The organism is Ruminococcus flavefaciens MA2007 (assembly GCF_000621845.1).
Classification (GTDB): domain Bacteria; phylum Bacillota; class Clostridia; order Oscillospirales; family Ruminococcaceae; genus Ruminococcus; species Ruminococcus flavefaciens_E.
In genome coordinates this window covers 283,746-302,503 of record NZ_KK211354.1, presented here as the reverse complement: position 1 = coordinate 302,503, position 18,758 = coordinate 283,746, and the positions used below count along the sequence as shown (strand labels likewise).

Below are 18,758 nucleotides of genomic sequence, written 5' to 3'. Positions count from 1 at the left end.
TTGATTTGCGCTCCCACACACGGGCGGATAATATCCGCCCCTATTTATGAATTTTTTCGTCAAATTTATTCTTATAGCCTGCTCCCGAAGTATCAACGGGATATTCTCCCGTAAAGCAGCCCTTGCAGCAGCCGAACCTGTTGTCCACAAGGTCTCCGAGACATTCTACAGGCAGATAGCCGAGACTGTCTGCACCGATATATTCCGCTATCTCTTCCGTTGAGTTGCACTTGCCTGCGATGAGATTCTCTTCGGAGTCGATATCCGTTCCGAAGTAGCAGGAGTGCAGGAACGGCGGCGACGAGATACGGACGTGCACCTCTTTAGCGCCTGCTTCGCGGAGAAGCCGCACGATACGGGCACTGGTAGTGCCGCGGACTATCGAATCGTCTATCATTATGACACGCTTGCCCTCAACGCTCTCACGGACTGCGTTCAGCTTTATCTTTACAGCGTTCTCGCGCTGATTCTGGTCGGGCTGAATGAAGCTTCGTCCGATGTATTTATTCTTGATGAAGCCGATGCCGTAGGGTATGCCGCTGGCATTCGCATAGCCAAGAGCCGCGTCAAGTCCCGAATCGGGAACTCCGATGACGATATCAGCATCTACGTGACTGTGCTTTGCAAGGAGCTCCCCTGCTTTCAGCCTTGCGTGATGAACTGAAATGCCCTCAATGACCGAATCGGGACGCGCAAAGTAGATGTACTCGAAAATGCAGATATGCTTTTTGTTTCCGCAGTTAGTGGTTATAGAGCGCAGACCGTCCTTATCTATGACCACTATCTCCCCTGCTTCAACGTCGCGTATGAACTCCGCGCCTACTGTTTCAAGGGCGCAGGACTCAGAAGCCACAACATAGGCGCCGTCATGTGTCTTGCCTATGCACAGCGGACGGAAACCGTCAGGATCGCGGAATGCTACAAGCTTGGTCGCCGTCATAAGTATACAGGAGTAAGCTCCCTTTATAAAAGGCATTGCACGCTCTACAGCCTGCTCGGTGGAGCTGCTTGTCAGTCTCTCGCGGACAATCGAATAGGCTATCGCCTCGGTGTCCGATGTACCGTGGAATATAGCTCCCGACATCTCGAAGGAACGGCGGAGCTCCGCCGCATTGACAAGGTTGCCATTGTGGACAAGAGCCATATTGCCCTTGATGTGGCGGATAACAAGGGGCTGGATATTGTTGTGGTTGTGACCGCCCGTTGTGGAATAGCGGACGTGTCCAACTGCCATATTACCGCTGCCCAGCTTGTCAAGCTCCTCACGGGTAAAGACCTCGGATACCAGTCCGTCAGCCCGTTTATGGCGGAACACACCGTCGTCGCAGACGGTTATACCGCAGCTCTCCTGCCCTCTGTGCTGAAGAGCGTACAGACCAAAATATACAGAAGCAGCAACATTGGCTGTTTTATTCTCGAAAATGCCGAAAACTCCGCATTCTTCGTGTATCGTGTCAAACATTTCGCACCTCTACAGATACTGCTCGCTGAGCTTGTCGATTATGGCAAGAGCGGCTATACTCTTCTTTTTGCGCTTATTCATAGCGTACTGCTCGATATAGGCGTGCGCCTCGCTCTCAGTCATGCCCTTGTACTCCATGAGCATGAACTTCGCCTTGTCTATGTTCTGTATCTCATTCAGCTTTTCTTCAAGACGTGCATTTCTGAGATAAAGCTCGGCAGAGCGGTTCACCGCGATATCTACCGTTCTGACTATCTGATACAGCACAGTTTTGCTGAAGGGCTTGCCTACGATGATAACTCCTGCATTTTCAGCGCGTTCACTTATCTTTTCGGCAGTTTCAGCCTTAATGAGCAGAATGCAGTTCGCCGTTGTATTTTCTGTGACATACTCGGCAAACTCAACTCCCGATTCGTCCATAAGGGGCGAATTTATCATAACAAGCTCTGTCAGCAGATCGGATTCAAGATGAGTTTTCGCCTGATAAGCCGATTCGACTATCTTTGGAGTGCATTTGAACGATCCACGGAGAAAATCAAGAAGTGTTTCAGTAGCATTCTTATTACTTGAAACTACAAGGATCTTTTCCAAAATGAACCTCCATTAAAGCGAACAGAAATACTTTTTATCCTCGAATGCGTCCTTATCAAAGGCGGAGGTGTATTCCTTCCAATCCTCGCGGCTGTTGTTGATAAGGACTTCAAGTGTATTCTCAGGTATATATTTTTTCAGGAACTCAGACTTCTCAGCGATATCGGTCGCTTCTTCAAGAGTCTCGGGAAGCCGCTCCTTACCGCTGTTTTTCTTGGGCAGCTTTGCTCCTGAGGCTATGCCCTCCATTGCGGAATAGATCATAAGTCCCAGCACAAAATACGGATCGCAGACGCAGTCGGCAGCCCTCAGCTCAACGGAAACATCGTCGCTGTCAGGTGACATACGAATAAGCTGCGAGCCCTCCTCGTCAGACCAGATTATATCACGGGGAGCTGTAAACTCGCCCAGTCTGCTGTAGGAATTAACTGTGCTGTTGGTAAACATCGTAAACTCGCGGATATGCTGCATAACACCTGCGGCGGCACTCTTTACAATGTCTCCGCACTCAGAAGTATGTTCCTCTAAGAAATCGCTGTCAGGGAACACGGTAAAGCTTATGTGCATACCGTTTCCGCAGTCGTCCTTTACGGGCTTCGGCATGAAGCTTGCATGAACTCCGTGAGTTTCGGCTACGGATTTTACAGCGGATTTGAAGCTGAGGAATGTGTCAGCAGCTTTCAGCGCAGAGGAGGAATTGAAGTCTATCTCATGCTGTCCGCAGCCGCTCTCGTGGCGTGAGGAAACAGGCTGAATGCCCATCTGCTCCAAGGTAAGACACACGTCACGGCGGATATTCTCGCCCTTATCATCGGGAGCGGTATCGCAGTAGCCTGCGTAATCATGGGGAGTCTTTGTAGGAAGACCGTTTTCATCTTTCAGAAAGAGAGTAAACTCGCAGGAGGTTCCGAAACGGAAGCAGTAGCCTGCCGATATAGCAGCTTTCATAGCCTTTTTCAGGAAATAGCGGCTGTCGCCCTCAAATGGAGAGCCGTCCTTGTATCTGATATAGCAGAACATACGGATAACCCTGCCCTGCTGTGGTCTCCACGGCAGTACAGTCATGGTCTGAGCGTCAGGGAACAGGAAAAGGTCCCTGCCCTTTGCGGCTTCAAAGCCTGCTATCTTCTTTGCGGCAATGCGCAGTCCGCGCTCGAATGTTACCGCCAGCTCAGATGAAAGAATGGATATGTTTTTAAGTCTGCCGCGAAGGTCGCAGAAGGTCAGCTTCACGAACTTCACATCGTTTTCCTCGATATACTGCAAAATCTCATTTTCTGAATAGATCATATCGTTCTCCTTTATTTTAGATTGGTGTAGCCCATAAGGTACTGATCCACCTCAGCTGCGGCGTCACGTCCCTCGCGTATAGCGCGGACTACCAGTGACTGTCCGATGTGCATATCGCCTGCGGTGAATACCTTTTCAACGTTGGTCTTGTGATTGTTTGGAGCAGTTTTCACATTGGTGCGCTGATCCAGCTCTACGCCGAAAGCCTCGGCAACATAGCTCTGACAGCCGAGGAATCCTGCGGCGATAAGGCACAGCTCACAAGGAAGTATCTCCTCGCTGCCTGCTATCTCCTTTGGAACTCTTCTGCCGCTTGCCTCGTCCTGTACGAATTCCAGCTTTACAGTCTTTACTGCCGATAATGCACCCTTTTCGTCCTTGATGAACTCCTTGACGGTGGTGCAGTAGATTCTCGGATCGTGACCGAATACCGCGATAGCCTCCTCCTGACCGTAGTCAGTCTTGCAGACTCTCGGGTACTGCGGGAACGGATTGTTCTCGGCTCTCTCGTCGGGGAGCTTAGGCATCATTTCAAGCTGTGTTACGGACTTGCAGCCGTGGCGTACAGAAGTTCCGACGCAGTCGTTTCCTGTGTCACCGCCGCCGATGATAACTACGTTCTTATCCTTTGCGGAAATATATTTTCCGTCAGTCAGCTTTGAGTCAAGCAGGCTCTTTGTGGTAGCTTTCAGGAAGTCCACAGCAAAGTAAATGCCCTCTGCGTCGCGTCCCTCTGCCTTGATATCACGGGGATTTGACGAACCGCAGGCAAGTACAACAGCGTCAAAGCCGCTCTTTATATCCTCTGCGGAGATGTTATCGCCAACATTTGAATTTACTGCGAACTCCACGCCCTCTGCTCTCATAAGCTCGGCACGGCGCTCGATGATGTGCTTTTCCAGCTTCATATTTGGGATACCGTACATGAGAAGTCCGCCTACTCTGTCGGAGCGCTCGAAAACGGTTACGCTGTGACCGCGTCTGTTCAGCGTATCAGCGGCGGCAAGTCCCGAAGGACCTGAGCCGATAACTGCAACGCGCTTGCCGCTGCGAACTGTCGGCGGCTGCGGCTTGATAAGTCCGCTTTCAAAGCCGTACTCGATGATAGAGTTCTCGTTTTCCTTTACGGTAACAGGGCTGTCGTAAACTCCGCAGATACAAGCCTTTTCGCAGAGTGCGGGACATACCCTCGATGTGAACTCGGGGAAGTTGTTTGTCATCAGCAGACGGCTCAGCGCCTGCTCCTTCTGTCCGTGATAAATGAGGTCGTTCCACTCGGGAATGAGGTTGTTCAGCGGACAGCCCGAAACCATTCCGCAGAGCATTTTTCCGTTCTGACAGAATGGCACTCCGCAGTCCATACAGCGTGAAGCCTGTACCTTGCGCTGCTCGTCGCTGAGCGGCACATGGAACTCGTTAAAGTCCTTGATTCGTTCCAGCGGCTCCTTTCCAGCTGCTTCTGTTCTTGTATATTCAAGAAATCCTGTTGCTTTTCCCATGGCTCACGCCTCCTTTCTGATAAGCTCAAAGGCTTCTATCTCAGCCTTTTCATGAGATACTCCTGACAGCTCAAGAGACCTTACTGTTTTCTGTATCTTTGCGTAATCGTGTGGGATTATCTTCTTGAAGCATGGCAGATAGCGCTCAAATTCAGCAAGTATAGCCTTTGCCTTTTCGGAGCCTGTAGCTTCTGCGTGCTCGGTTATCATTGATTTAAGCTCTGCGATATCAACTTCGTTTTCAACCGACTCAAGGGATACCAGAGCCTTGTTGAGACGGGTGTAGAGGTCGTGGTTCTCATCAAGAACATATGCGATTCCGCCCGACATACCTGCGGCGAAGTTCTTGCCTGTGCCGCCGAGGATAACAGCGCGTCCGCCTGTCATGTACTCGCAGCCGTGGTCGCCCACGCCCTCACAGACAGCGATAGCTCCCGAATTTCTTACGCAGAAGCGCTCGCCTGCGATACCGCTGATGAACGCCTTGCCCGAGGTCGCACCGTAGAGTGCAACGTTTCCGACGATGATGTTCTCGTCAGCCTTGAATGCTGAGTTTTTCGGAGGTGAAAGCACAAGCTTTCCGCCCGAAAGTCCCTTGCCGAAGTAGTCGTTGCTGTCGCCGCTGAGCTCCAGCGTTAGTCCCTTAGGAATGAATGCGCCGAAGGACTGTCCGCCGCTGCCTGTACATTTTACTGTGAATGTATCGTCAGCAAGAACGTTTTCGCCGTGGATACGGGTTATCTCTGCGCCTGTAAGTGTTCCCACAGAGCGGTCTGTGTTCACAACGTCAATGGAAATGCTCTTGGAAGTGCCGTTTTTCAGCGCAGCTCCCAGCTTCTTTATTATAACACGTCTGTCTATGGTGCTGTCAAGCTCAAAATCAAAAATATCAGCTGAATCGAAGTGAGTTTTTTCTGTTGTCTGATTATTTGCAAGGATATTTGAAAAATCTATGTTGTTTTCAGCTGCGCTTGCCTTTGTTTTCAGAAGGTCTGTACGTCCTACAAGCTCGTCAACTGTGCGTATTCCAAGCTTTGCCATGTACTCGCGGAGCTCCTGTGCGATAAAGTGCATGAAGTTCACGATGTACTCGGGCTTGCCGCGGAAACGCTTGCGGAGCTCGGGATTCTGAGTTGCTATGCCCATCGGGCAGGTATCAAGGTTGCAGACTCTCATCATTACGCAGCCCATTGTTACCAGCGGAGCTGTTGCAAAGCCGAATTCCTCAGCGCCGAGAAGTGCCGCTACAAGAACGTCGCGTCCTGTCATGAGCTTACCGTCAGTCTCTATGCGGACTCTTGAACGGAGGCCGTTGAGCATGAGAGTCTGATGCGCCTCTGCAAGTCCGAGCTCCCATGGAAGTCCTGCGTTGTAGATAGAGCTCTTTGGAGCTGCACCTGTACCGCCGTCATAGCCTGAAATGAGGATCACCTGTGCGCCTGCCTTTGCAACGCCTGCTGCAACTGTTCCCACGCCTGCTTCCGAAACAAGCTTTACTGAGATACGAGCCTTGTCGTTGGCATTTTTCAGGTCATAGATGAGCTGTGCAAGGTCTTCGATAGAGTAGATATCATGGTGAGGCGGAGGCGAGATAAGTCCCACGCCTGCAGTTGAATGACGAGTCTTTGCTATCCAAGGATATACCTTGCCTGAGGGCAGATGACCGCCCTCGCCGGGCTTTGCGCCCTGTGCCATTTTTATCTGAATCTCCTGTGCGGAAACGAGGTATTCGCTTGTTACGCCGAAACGTCCCGAAGCTACCTGCTTGATAGCTGAGCAGCGGTCGGATTTCAGTCTCTCGGGGCTTTCGCCGCCCTCACCGCTGTTGGACTTGCCGCCGATGCTGTTCATAGCCATAGCCATGCACTCGTGAGCTTCCTGAGAGATCGAACCGTAGGACATAGCGCCTGTCTTGAAGCGCTTGCAGATACTCCCAACGGACTCTACCTCGTCAATGGCGATACCGCCGTCCTCGGGATAGTTGAAGTCAAGGAGACTTCTGAGGGTGAGCTCGTTGTCCTCACGTGTGATAGCTGCGGTGTATGCCTTGAATGTATTGTAATTTCCCGTCCATGCTGCCTGCTGGAGCAGATGTATTGTCTCGGGAGTGTAAAGGTGATCTGACTTGCCGCTGCGGAGCTTGTGGCTGCCTGCGCTGCCGATATTTGCATTCACAGTAAGTCCGAGAGGATCGAATGCTGCTGTGTGGAGCTTCTCTGTGCGCTTGCTTATATCGCTGAGACCAATGCCGCCGATACGGCTGACTGTTCCTGCAAAATAGCTGTCGATAAGTTCCTTTGAGATACCGACTGCTTCAAAGAGCTTGCTTCCCTGATAGGACTGGATAGTGGAGATACCCATTTTTGAAGCTATCTTGACGATACCGTGGAGAATAGCGCTGTTGTAGTCGTCCTCTGCTGCGTAGAAGTCCTTGTCAAGTGTGCCGTCCTCAATGAGAGAGCGGATAGTCTCGTGTGCAAGATAAGGATTGACTGCGCAGGCACCATAGCCGAGAAGTGCTGCAAAATGATGTACCTCACGGGGCTCTGCGGATTCAAGTATCATTGCAACTGCTGTGCGCTTTTTCGTGGAAACAAGGTGCTGTTGGAGAGCTGCAACTGCAAGGAGAGACGGTATCGGGCAGTGGAACTCGTCAACGCCGCGGTCAGAGAGTATCAGTATAGAAGCTCCGTCGCGGTAAGCCTTGTCAGCTTCGATAAACAGGCGCTCTACAGCCTTTTCCAGTGATGTTCCTATATAATATGTGATAGGAATAACTGCACTTTTCAGGCCGTCCCTGTTCAGAGCCTTTATCTTGAGCATATCAGTCTCTGTAAGGATAGGATTCTCTATCTTGAGAACGTGGCAGTTCTCGGGACGCTCTTCAAGGATATTGCCGTCCTTGCCGATGTAAACGCTGGTATCTGTTACTACTTCCTCACGGATAGCGTCAAAAGGAGGATTCGTTACCTGCGCAAAGAGCTGACGGAAGTAGTTGAACAGCGGAGGCGACTGCTTGTCAAGAGGGGGAAGCGGAATATCGCTGCCCATAGATGCGATAGGCTCTCCGCCTTTTTCAGCCATTGGAAGAATACTTGTACGTATATCTTCGTATGAATAGCCGAATGCCTTCTGAAGCTTCGCAAGCTGGTCTGCCGAGTAGGTCTCAACGCCCTTGTTCGGGATATGAAGATCGTGAAGACGTACAAGGTTAGCGTCCAGCCACTCACCGTAGGGCTGGCGTGAAGCATAAGTGCTCTTTATCTCATCGTCCTCGATGATACGTCCCTGCTTTGTATCAGCAAGGAGCATCTTGCCGGGGCGGAGTCTGTCCTTTTTGATTATCTTTTCGGGAGATATATCAATACAGCCTGTTTCCGAGGAAAGAATAAGGAAACCGTCGCTTGTTACGCAGTATCTTGACGGACGGAGACCGTTTCTGTCAAGAACAGCTCCCATTACCTCACCGTCTGAGAAAATGATAGAAGCAGGTCCGTCCCATGGCTCCATCATGGTAGCGTAGTACTGATAAAGGTCGTATTTTGACTTGGAAATGGTCTTGTCGTTCTTCCATGGCTCGGGAATGGTTATCATGACTGCAAGAGGAAGCGGCATTCCCGACATTACCATAAATTCAAGTGCGTTGTCCAGTCTTGCTGAGTCCGAACCGTTTACATTTATAGCAGGAAGTATCTTGTACATATCGCTTTTCAGAGCTTCACAGGTCATGCTCTCTTCACGTGCAAGCATTTTATCGGCATTGCCTGTGATAGTATTTATCTCGCCGTTGTGGACGATAAAGCGGTTTGGGTGAGCCTTCTGCCAGCTCGGATTGGTATTTGTTGAAAAACGGGAATGAACTGTAGCGATAGCAGACTTGAATTCCTCGCTCTGTAAGTCTGTGTAAAACTTTCTCAGCTCATCAACGAGGAACATACCCTTATATACAATAGTACGGCTGGAAAGTGAGCAGACATAGGTGTTTTCATTTGAATGCTCGAATTCACGTCTTGCAATAAAGAGCTTTCTGTCAAAGTCAAGTCCCTTAGAACATTTTTCGGGACGCTTTACAAAAGCCTGCATGATATAGGGCATACTGTCAAGCGCCTTCTGTCCGAGGATATCAGAAGATACAGGAACGTCTCTCCAGCAGATGAATTCCATGCCGTTCTTCTTTATAATAAGCTCAAAGAGCTTCATTGCCTGACCGCGCTTCATTTCATTCTGGGGGAAGAAGAACATTCCCACACCGAAATCACCCTCGCCGCCGATATCATGACCGAGCTTTTCTGCCTCACTTATAAAGAAGCTGTAGGGCATCTGCACCATAATGCCAACGCCGTCGCCTGTTTTGCCCTCAGCGTCCTTGCCTGCACGGTGCTCAAGCTTTTCAACAATAGTAAGAGCGCTGTCCACTACGTATCTTGACTGCTCTCCCTTGATATTTACTACAGCACCAATGCCGCAGTTATCATGTTCAAATCTGGGATCGTAAAGTCCCTGCTGCTCGTATGGAGCTTCATCTCTAAAGTTATCCATGTCTTTCACTTGCCTTTCCGATTCGGAGCGCCATTGATCCGTATCGCATAATAAAAAAGACGTTTCAACAGACAGATAGCCTGACGAAACGTCTTTGTTCTTGTATACTATCTTAGCACTTTAAACCAGCATTGTCAAGAGCCTTTTTCAAAAAAATACGTAAAATCAGGCTGAAATCATCACTTTTGTCAAAATGCAAGTGCTTTTCGCGTTTAAAGCAGCAAAAATATATTGATTTCTGACAAAGTTGAAAAAAGCTATTGACAAACGCTGATGAAAGGGCTATAATGGCATTGTAAACAGCAAGGGAGCTGCGGATATGGAGTCCGTAGCTCTCTTTTTTGGTTTATAGCGCTAATTCCATACACAAAGGGGTGTATGATGTACTGAGGTATCAGTGCGTCGTACACCCTTTTGAAATTTATGCTGTAATTTATCAAGGAGGTATTTCTATGGACTCTCAGACAATTTTACAACAAGCCATGGACGAGACAAATGGTATAGTCTTTGGCGTATGGTTCCTTATCGGCGCTGCTCTCGTATTCTTTATGCAGGCAGGCTTCGCAATGGTGGAGACAGGCTTCACCCGTGCAAAGAATGCAGGCAATATCATTATGAAGAACTTAATGGACTTCTGTATCGGTACAGTTGTTTTCATTCTTATAGGCTTCGGTCTTCTCTTCGGTGAGGACCTCGTCGGTATAATCGGACAGCCCGGATTTGATATTTTCACTTCCTATGGCTCATTCGACTGGTCAAATTTCGTATTCAACCTTGTATTCTGTGCAACGACAGCTACTATCGTTTCTGGTGCAATGGCTGAACGTACAAAGTTCTTATCCTACTGTGTTTACTCAGCTATCATCAGTGCAGTCGTTTATCCTATCGAGGCTCACTGGGGCTGGGGCGGCGGCTGGCTCAGCCAGTGGGGCTTCCACGATTTCGCAGGTTCAGCACATATCCACATGGTCGGCGGTATCGCAGCTCTCGCAGGTGCGGCTATCCTCGGACCAAGAATCGGTAAATTCCACAAGACCAAGGACGGCGAAGTCAAGGTAAACGCTATCCCCGGTCACAACCTTACAATCGGTGCTCTCGGATGTTTCATCCTCTGGTTCGGCTGGTACGGATTCAACGGTGCAGCTTGTACTTCTATCGACCAGCTTGGCTCAGTATTCCTTACAACAACAGTTGCTCCTGCAATCGCAACAGTTACCTGCATGATATTCACATGGGTAAAATACGGCAAGCCCGATGTTTCAATGTGTCTTAACGCTTCACTGGCAGGTCTTGTAGGTATCACAGCTCCATGTGATGTAACAGACTGCTTTGGCGCTACAATAGTTGGTATCGTTTCAGGTCTCCTCGTATGCTTCGGCGTATGGTTCCTCGACTACAAGCTCCACATCGACGATCCTGTTGGTGCAGTTGCAGTTCACATGATGAACGGTATATGGGGAACAATCGCAGTTGGTCTCCTTGCAAATCCTGAGGTTCCCGGTTATTCACTGGTTGACCAGAACGGTGACCAGCTTGCAGGTCTTTTCTACGGCGGCGGCTTTGGACTTCTTGGCAGACAGCTCACAGGCTTCGTTGCTATCGCAACTTTCACAGCAATCTCAATGGCATTTGTATTCGTCTTAATCAAAAAGACTATCGGTCTCCGTGCTTCCGAGCAGGAAGAGATACTCGGTCTTGACGTTACAGAACACGGTCTTATTTCCTCTTATGCAGACTTCGCTCCTGCACTTACAGACATCGGCATGAAGGGCTATACAAAGGACGACGCAAAGAGCGTAAAGAAAGTCGGCACTCCCGGAACACCTGCTGTTCCAGTTGACAAGGCAGTTGAAGTTGAGAACTACTCAGTTCCTTCACCTGACGGCGCAGCAAAGCTCACAAACATCGTAGTCATATTCAAGCAGCAGAAGCTCCAGCAGTTCATCGAAGCTATGGAGGCTATCGACGTAAAGGGTATCACAGTAACAAACGTCCTCGGCTGCGGTATGCAGAACGGACAGAAGAATTACTACCGTGGTGCAAGTGTTGAAATGAATCTGCTCCCGAAAGTCAAGGCTGAAATTGCAGTATGCGCAGTACCTGTAGAAAAGGTAGTTGCAGCAGCAAAAACAGCTCTCTATACAGGCAACTATGGCGACGGCAAGATGTTCATCTATGACATTGAGAACGTAATCAAGATCAGAACAGGCGAAGAGGGCTACAACGCACTCCACGATTCGGCAGAGTGGGAAAAAGCATAAGCTGACAAGGGCGTCTGCGGATAAAACAAAATGTATATCTTAAAAATCTCCCAGTATCCGCAGACAGCCTTTATCATAAATGTATTTCAAGGAGCATATGCAAATGTCAAAGTTCATTTTTGTAACAGGCGGAGTCGTTTCGGGACTCGGCAAGGGTATCACGGCAGCTTCATTGGGAAGACTTCTCAAACAGCGCGGCTATAAGGTCACCATTCAGAAGTTTGATCCCTACATCAACGTCGATCCGGGAACTATGTCACCTTTCCAGCATGGTGAGGTATTCGTTACCGACGACGGCGCTGAGACCGACCTTGATCTCGGTCACTATGAGCGTTTCGTAGACGAGAATCTGTCGGTTCACTCCAATGTGACTACAGGCAAAATTTACTGGAACGTAATCACAAAGGAGCGCCGCGGTGACTATCTCGGAGGTACGGTTCAGGTAATCCCACACATCACCAACGAGATAAAGGACAGAGTCTACAGCGCGGCTAATGAAGCAAATGCAGACGTAGTCATCACTGAGATAGGCGGTACAGTCGGAGATATCGAGTCAACGCCTTTCCTTGAGGCTATACGTCAGGTAGGCACCGAGCAGGGACGCGAGAACGTATGCTACATACACGTTACCCTTGTTCCCTATATCGCAGGCTCTGAGGAGCTGAAATCCAAGCCCACCCAGCACTCCACAAAGGAGCTTCTTTCAATAGGCATACAGCCTGATATCATCGTTTGCCGAACAGAAAAACGCATCCCCGACGATATGGCTGAAAAAATAGCCCTCTTCTGCAATATCCGCAAGGAGGACGTTATCCAGAACCTGACAGCTCCGTCACTGTATGAAGTTCCGCTGTGGCTGGAAAACGAGGGACTTGCTCACTCGGTATGCCGTCATCTCGGGCTCACAGACAATGCTCCCGACCTGACAGAGTGGACGGAAATGGTTCACAGAGCTGAAAGCGCACACAAAAATGTAACTATAGGACTTGTTGGAAAATATGTGGAGCTCCACGACGCTTATTTATCAGTAGCAGAGGCGCTCCGTCACGGCGGTATCGTAAACGATGCGGCTGTGGATATAAAATGGATAGACTCCGAGGAGGTAACAGCCGAGAATGCTGCGGAAAAATTCGCAGATTGCAGCGGACTGATAGTTCCAGGCGGCTTCGGCCATCGAGGAGTTGAGGGCATGATAGAAACTATCCGCTATGCCCGTGAGAATAATGTGCCGTTCTTCGGAATATGTCTTGGTATGCAGATGTCAGTCATTGAATATGCGAGAAACGTCTGCAAGCTGAACGGTGCAAATTCAGCAGAGTTCGGAGAAACTCCTTATCCCGTTATCGACATCATGGACGAACAGAGAAACATCGACCAGAAAGGCGGCACCATGCGTCTTGGTCTGTATCCCTGCAAGCTTAGCGAGGGATCCAGATGCCGCGAGATATACGGCGATGAGCTCATTTATGAGCGCCACCGCCACCGTTATGAATTCAACAACGCATACCGCAAGATACTGACTTCAAACGGACTTCACATTGCAGGACTTTCACCGGACGAAAAGCTGGTTGAAATAGTAGAGCTCCCAACACACCCGTGGTTCGTGGGAGTTCAGTTCCACCCCGAATTCAAATCAAGACCAAACAAACCGCACAAGCTGTTTGCGGATTTTATAAGAGCTTCGCTCGAAAACAACTAAGGAGGATTTTATTATGGAAAAGGTAACAGATTATTTTGGCTCAATGGTATTCGACGACAGGATAATGAAAGCAATGCTTTCTGAAAAGGTGTACAAATCACTGAAAAGAACGATAGACAGAGGTACTCCTCTTGATATATCCGTAGCAAATGCAGTTGCAGCTGCTATGAAGGACTGGGCTATTGAAAAGGGCGCTACTCACTATACACACTGGTTCCAGCCAATGACAGGCGTTACAGCCGAGAAGCACGACAGCTTCATCTCACCTGCACCCGACGGACGTGTTATCATGGAGTTCTCGGGCAAGGAGCTCGTTAAGGGCGAGCCTGACGCTTCATCATTCCCTTCTGGCGGACTTCGTGCTACATTTGAAGCAAGAGGCTATACGGCGTGGGATCCTACTTCATACGCTTTCATCAAGGATGGCACTCTGTACATTCCTACAGCATTCTGTTCATACACAGGTGAAGCACTTGATAAGAAAGTTCCGCTTCTCCGTTCTATGGAAGCTATCAACAAGCAGGCTCTGCGTATATTGAAGCTCTTCGGAAACACAAGCGTCAAGAGCGTTAAGACTTCCGTTGGTCCAGAGCAGGAATATTTCCTTGTTGACCGCGATATGTGGAAAAAACGTAAGGACCTTATTATGACAGGACGTACTCTTTTCGGTGCTATGCCTCCTAAGGGACAGGAAATGGACGACCACTACTTCGGCTCTATTAAGCCAAGAGTTGCAGAGTACATGGCAGACCTTGACAAGGAACTGTGGAAGCTTGGTATCCTTGCAAAGACCAAGCATAACGAAGTTGCTCCTGCACAGCACGAGCTTGCTCCTATTTACGATACAACAAATATTGCTGCCGACCACAACCAGCTCACTATGGAGGTAATGCAGAAGGTCGCTCTCCGCCACAACCTCGTTTGCCTGCTTCACGAAAAGCCATTCGCAGGCGTAAACGGTTCGGGTAAGCACAACAACTGGTCTATCTCCACAGACCAGGGCGAGAACCTCCTCTCACCGGGCGAAACACCTGCTGAGAACGCACAGTTCCTGCTCTTCCTTGCAGCTGTTATCAAGGCTGTTGACGATTATCAGGATCTTCTGAGATTGTCCGTTGCAACTGCAGGCAACGACCACAGACTTGGTGCTAATGAAGCTCCGCCTGCTGTTATCTCTATCTTCCTCGGCGACGAGCTCACCGCAGTTCTGGACGCTATCGAAGCTGATAAGCCATACGGCGGCACAAAGAAAGAAAAAATGCAGCTTGGCGTTGATGTTCTGCCTAAGTTCAGCAAGGATTCCACTGACCGTAACAGAACTTCCCCATTCGCATTTACAGGAAACAAGTTCGAGTTCCGTATGCTCGGTTCTTCCAACAGTATTTCATGCGCTAACATTCACCTCAATGCTGCTGTTGCTGAGGAACTCAAACAGTTCGCAGACAAGCTTGAAAAGGCTAAGGACTTCAACAAGGCGCTCCACGACCTTATCAGGAAGACGATCAAGGAGCACAAGAGAATCATCTTCAACGGCAACGGCTACGATGACGCATGGATAAAGGAAGCTGAGAAGCGCGGTCTCTGCAACTATAAGACCACTGCTGACGCTATGCCTCACATCTGCGACAAGAAGAACGTGGAAATGCTCACATCTCACGGTATCTTCACAGAAGCCGAGATATTCTCACGCTGCGATATTATGCTTGAGAACTACATCAAGACAGTCAACATCGAGGCTGTTACAATGATAGACATGGCTCGCAAGGAAATTATCCCTGCTGTTGCTAAATTCGCAGCTGATACTGCTTCTGCTGTATCCGTTAAGAAGAGCGTATCCAAGGTAGCCTGCAAGTATGAAACAAAGCTTGTTACAGACCTTTCAGAGCTCATCGACGAAATGGACGCTGCAACAAGCAAGCTTGAAAAGGCTGTTGCAGACTTCAAGAAGATAGATGTTATCATCAAGGCTTCCGAGTTCGTCCGCGACACTATGCTCCCTGCAATGGATAAGCTCCGTGCAGCTGCTGACAAGGCTGAAACTATGACAGCTGAGGACTATTACCCATTCCCGACATATGACAAGCTTCTTTTCGGAGTGTGATATAAATGAGATTTACAAAAATGCAGGGCTGCGGCAATGATTACGTGTACGTAAACTGTTTTGAGGAGAGCGTAAGCTCTCCCCAGCAGCTTGCCTGCGCGATAAGCGACAGACACTTCGGTATCGGCTCTGACGGTCTGGTGCTGATATGTCCGAGTAAGACAGCCGACTGCAAAATGCGTATGTTCAATCCTGACGGCAGCGAGTCCGAGATGTGTGGCAATGCCATTCGCTGTGTGGCAAAATACGTCTACGACAGAGATATTATCCACAAAAAAGAGATATCCGTTGAAACGCTGGCAGGCATAAAGCTGATAACCGTCAATACCGACGAAAACGATATCGCACGTACCCTTACAGTTGATATGGGAGCTCCCATAACAGAGGCTGTTGAGATACCTGTTACAGCTGATGTATCCCCTGTTAAAGACCTGAAGCTTTCAGCATTCGGCAGAGAGTTCACATTTACCTGCGTATCAATGGGAAATCCCCATGCCGTAGCTTTTATAGATGAAGACGTCAGCACATTTGAAGTTGAGAAATACGGCAGAGTTTTCGAGCAGGACGCACACTTCCCACACAAGGCTAATATCGAGTTCGTAAACGTTCTCTCCCCCACGCATCTGAAAATGCGCGTATGGGAGCGCGGTACAGGAGAAACCCTTGCCTGCGGAACAGGCACCTGCGGAACTGTTGCGGCGGCTTGTCTTAACGGTATCAGTCCACGGGAGCCCGTAACGGTAGACCTGCTTGGCGGTCAGCTGACAATAGAATGGAACGCGGAGGACGGTCACATCTACATGACAGGTCCTGCGGAATTTACATTTGACGGAGAGTATTACAATGGCTAAATTCAATGAAAATTTTTTAGAATTAAAAGAAAGCTACCTCTTTAGCGAGGTAGCTAAACGTGTTTCTGTATTTCAGCAGAAAAATCCCGACAGATCAGTAATTCGTCTTGGTATCGGCGACGTTACCCTGCCCCTCGGAAAAACTGTAGTGGAGGCTATGCACTCCGCCGCTGATGAAATGGGCAAAGCCGAGAGCTTCCGCGGATACGGTCCCGAGCAAGGATATGATTTTCTCCGCAAGGCTATTCAGGGACATTACAAGACATTCGGCGTGGAGCTTGACACCGACGAGATATTCGTTTCCGACGGCGCTAAGTCCGACACAGGTAACATCACCGACCTTTTCTCAAAGGATAACACAGTTCTGATACCCGATCCTGTGTACCCCGTTTACGTGGATACAAATACCATGAATGCCAGAAACATCGTCTTTATCAACGGAACTGCGGAAAACAACTTCCTGCCTATGCCCGATAAGAGCGTTCACGCTGATATAATCTATATCTGCTCCCCTAACAATCCTACGGGAGCCTGCTACAACAGGGCTCAGCTCCGCGAATGGGTGGATTATGCCCTCAAAAACGACGCTGTTATACTCTTTGATTCGGCTTACGAGTGCTTTATCTCGGACAGTGAACTCCCACACAGCATCTATGAGATAGAGGGCGCAGAGAAGTGCGCTGTGGAGTTCTGCTCCCTGTCCAAGACCGCAGGCTTTACGGGTACACGCTGCGGATATACCATAGTTCCAAAGGCTATAACCTCAAAGTCAGCAGACGGCAGAGAAATGAGCCTTAACAAGATGTGGAACCGCCGTCAGTGCACCAAATTCAACGGCGTTCCCTACATCGTACAGCGTGCCGCAGCAGCTGTTTTCAGCGAAGCAGGCATGGCAGAAGCAAAAGCCATGATAGCTCATTATATGGAGAATGCAAAGATAATCTCAGATACCATGACAGAGCTTGGAATACGCTATACAGGCGGTATCAACTCCCCTTACATCTGGTTCGAGTGCCCATTCGGCATGGACAGCTGGCAGTTCTTCGATTTCCTGCTTGAAAAGGCAGGCGTCGTAGGAACTCCCGGTGCAGGCTTCGGTCAGAACGGCAATAACTGGTTCAGACTGACAGCCTTCAACAACAAGGAAAATACCGTTGAAGCAATGAAGAGATTCCGTTCAATTTTAAAGTAACCTTCCCCTCCTTATATAATTAAAACCACACGTTATCCACAACACTTATATAGGGGTTTTATGCTTATTATTGAGAGAACCCCTTTTGAAAAAGGGGCTTCTCTCAAACTCTCTCCCTAAAACTTTCGTTTTGTTTTTTCGCAGATAGGGCGCTCCATATATTATCAAAGCTTTTTTATTTACGAAGCGCCCTATCTGTGAAAAAAACAGATAAAAGTCTTTAGAAAGGGGTATGGGGGAAACGCTTTCCTCAGAAAGGTTTCCCCCATTAATAGCTATAACCTTTTATATAAATGTTGCGGGTTAAACGTGTGGTTTTAGTTTTATATGCTATTCTTTAAGCTTTCCGACAACTACCTGACGCTGTTTACCGTCATCGGTGCACGATATAACAGTGAGCCTGTTATCGCCGAAATCATTCAGAACACTGACATTATCGGGCTCGACTATACTGTATTCCGTTACGATATACTCATATTTCGTGCGCTTTTCGTCAATATCCGCAAGATACATCTTATCGCCTATCTTTATCTTGTCAAGGTCGTTGAATATCTCGGCATATACGGTACTGTTATGACCGCAGATACAATAATTGCCCTTGCCGAGAGCTCCTGTACCTTCAAAATGTCCTGCCGAGACCTGAAGCTGTTTTGAACCTGTTCCCTCAAGAACAGGTACTTTTATATAAAGGCAAGGTATCTCGAAATTGATATTATCTTTAAGCAGTCTGCGGAGATATATTTCACGGCTTATCTTCCTGTACCCATAGACAGAGAGTACACCAACGCCGATAACTATCATTATAATTCCCATAATACGCATCTGTCTGCGTTTTTTTATCTTTTCCATATCGCGCCCTCTTTCGTTTTGCTCTTATTATACCACTTTTAAGGCTGAAGCGCAACATTTTTTACTCATTATGGAGCTGCACCTTCAATTCCAATAAAAAAATAAAAAGCGACTACACTATTGCGCAGCCGCTTATGGTTAATTGAGTCAAGAAAGAAAGTGAACCATGATTCACTTTCATATCTTGATTTTGGCTTTTCAGCCTTTTGGATAATGGGGTATGCCGAAATGTGGGGTAATGGTTTATGACTTTTAAATATATGTTATAGCCTCTATAAACTTTCCTTTAACTTGATTATATTATACCATACCGCCTGTGACAAATGCGTTACACAAAGTATAGTGTTTATGAATATTCAGTTAATTTTTAATTAACATTTTGTAAACAATGCCGCTAAACTGTAGTTTCGCTCCATTATATTTT

Annotated in this window: 11 protein-coding genes; 5 read left to right on the top strand and 6 right to left on the bottom strand. The window is 48.4% G+C overall.

Going from position 1 to position 18,758, the window contains the following annotated elements:
- Nucleotides 1–40 precede the first annotated feature (40 nt).
- Genes purF through gltB form a run of 5 tightly spaced genes read right to left on the bottom strand, consistent with a single transcriptional unit; the run spans nt 41 to nt 9,381 of the window.
- Complete coding sequence (gene purF, locus T497_RS0112840; protein ID WP_028515957.1) at nt 41–1,462, bottom strand: amidophosphoribosyltransferase; 1,422 nt, start codon at nt 1,460–1,462, stop codon at nt 41–43.
- A gap of 9 nt (nt 1,463–1,471) precedes the next feature.
- Nucleotides 1,472–2,053 (bottom strand): ANTAR domain-containing response regulator, encoded by a 582-nt coding sequence (locus tag T497_RS0112835; RefSeq protein WP_028515956.1) that lies wholly within the window; start codon nt 2,051–2,053, stop codon nt 1,472–1,474.
- A 12-nt stretch (nt 2,054–2,065) separates the two neighbouring features.
- Entirely contained in the window at nt 2,066–3,343 is a 1,278-nt protein-coding gene (locus tag T497_RS0112830; RefSeq protein WP_028515955.1) for a glutamine synthetase family protein, read from the bottom strand.
- An 11-nt stretch (nt 3,344–3,354) separates the two neighbouring features.
- Nucleotides 3,355–4,842, bottom strand: coding sequence for a glutamate synthase subunit beta (locus T497_RS0112825; RefSeq protein WP_028515954.1), 1,488 nt, complete (start codon nt 4,840–4,842; stop codon nt 3,355–3,357).
- Between the two features lie 3 nt (nt 4,843–4,845).
- Complete coding sequence (gene gltB / locus T497_RS0112820) at nt 4,846–9,381, bottom strand: glutamate synthase large subunit (RefSeq protein WP_028515953.1); 4,536 nt, start codon at nt 9,379–9,381, stop codon at nt 4,846–4,848.
- 452 nt (nt 9,382–9,833) lie between these two features.
- Here gltB and T497_RS0112815 point away from each other — a divergent pair, with 452 nt between their 5' ends.
- From T497_RS0112815 to T497_RS0112795, 5 genes are all read left to right on the top strand, one after another.
- Nucleotides 9,834–11,642, top strand: a complete 1,809-nt coding sequence (locus T497_RS0112815) for an ammonium transporter (protein ID WP_028515952.1) — start codon at nt 9,834–9,836, stop codon at nt 11,640–11,642.
- A 103-nt stretch (nt 11,643–11,745) separates the two neighbouring features.
- Complete coding sequence (locus T497_RS0112810) at nt 11,746–13,341, top strand: CTP synthase (protein WP_028515951.1); 1,596 nt, start codon at nt 11,746–11,748, stop codon at nt 13,339–13,341.
- 13 nt (nt 13,342–13,354) lie between these two features.
- Entirely contained in the window at nt 13,355–15,442 is a 2,088-nt protein-coding gene (locus tag T497_RS0112805) for a glutamine synthetase III (protein ID WP_028515950.1), read from the top strand.
- A 5-nt stretch (nt 15,443–15,447) separates the two neighbouring features.
- The gene (gene dapF, locus T497_RS0112800; RefSeq protein ID WP_028515949.1) at nt 15,448–16,293 is read left to right on the top strand and encodes a diaminopimelate epimerase; all 846 of its coding nucleotides are present in this window, start codon (nt 15,448–15,450) and stop codon (nt 16,291–16,293) included.
- Complete coding sequence (locus T497_RS0112795; protein WP_028515948.1) at nt 16,286–17,485, top strand: LL-diaminopimelate aminotransferase; 1,200 nt, start codon at nt 16,286–16,288, stop codon at nt 17,483–17,485. The genes dapF and T497_RS0112795 overlap by 8 nt, the downstream gene beginning before the upstream one ends.
- A gap of 330 nt (nt 17,486–17,815) precedes the next feature.
- Here the strand turns inward: T497_RS0112795 and T497_RS16900 are convergent, their stop codons facing one another.
- Nucleotides 17,816–18,334, bottom strand: a complete 519-nt coding sequence (locus T497_RS16900; RefSeq protein WP_051530675.1) for a class D sortase — start codon at nt 18,332–18,334, stop codon at nt 17,816–17,818.
- Between the last annotated feature and the right edge of the window lie 424 nt (nt 18,335–18,758).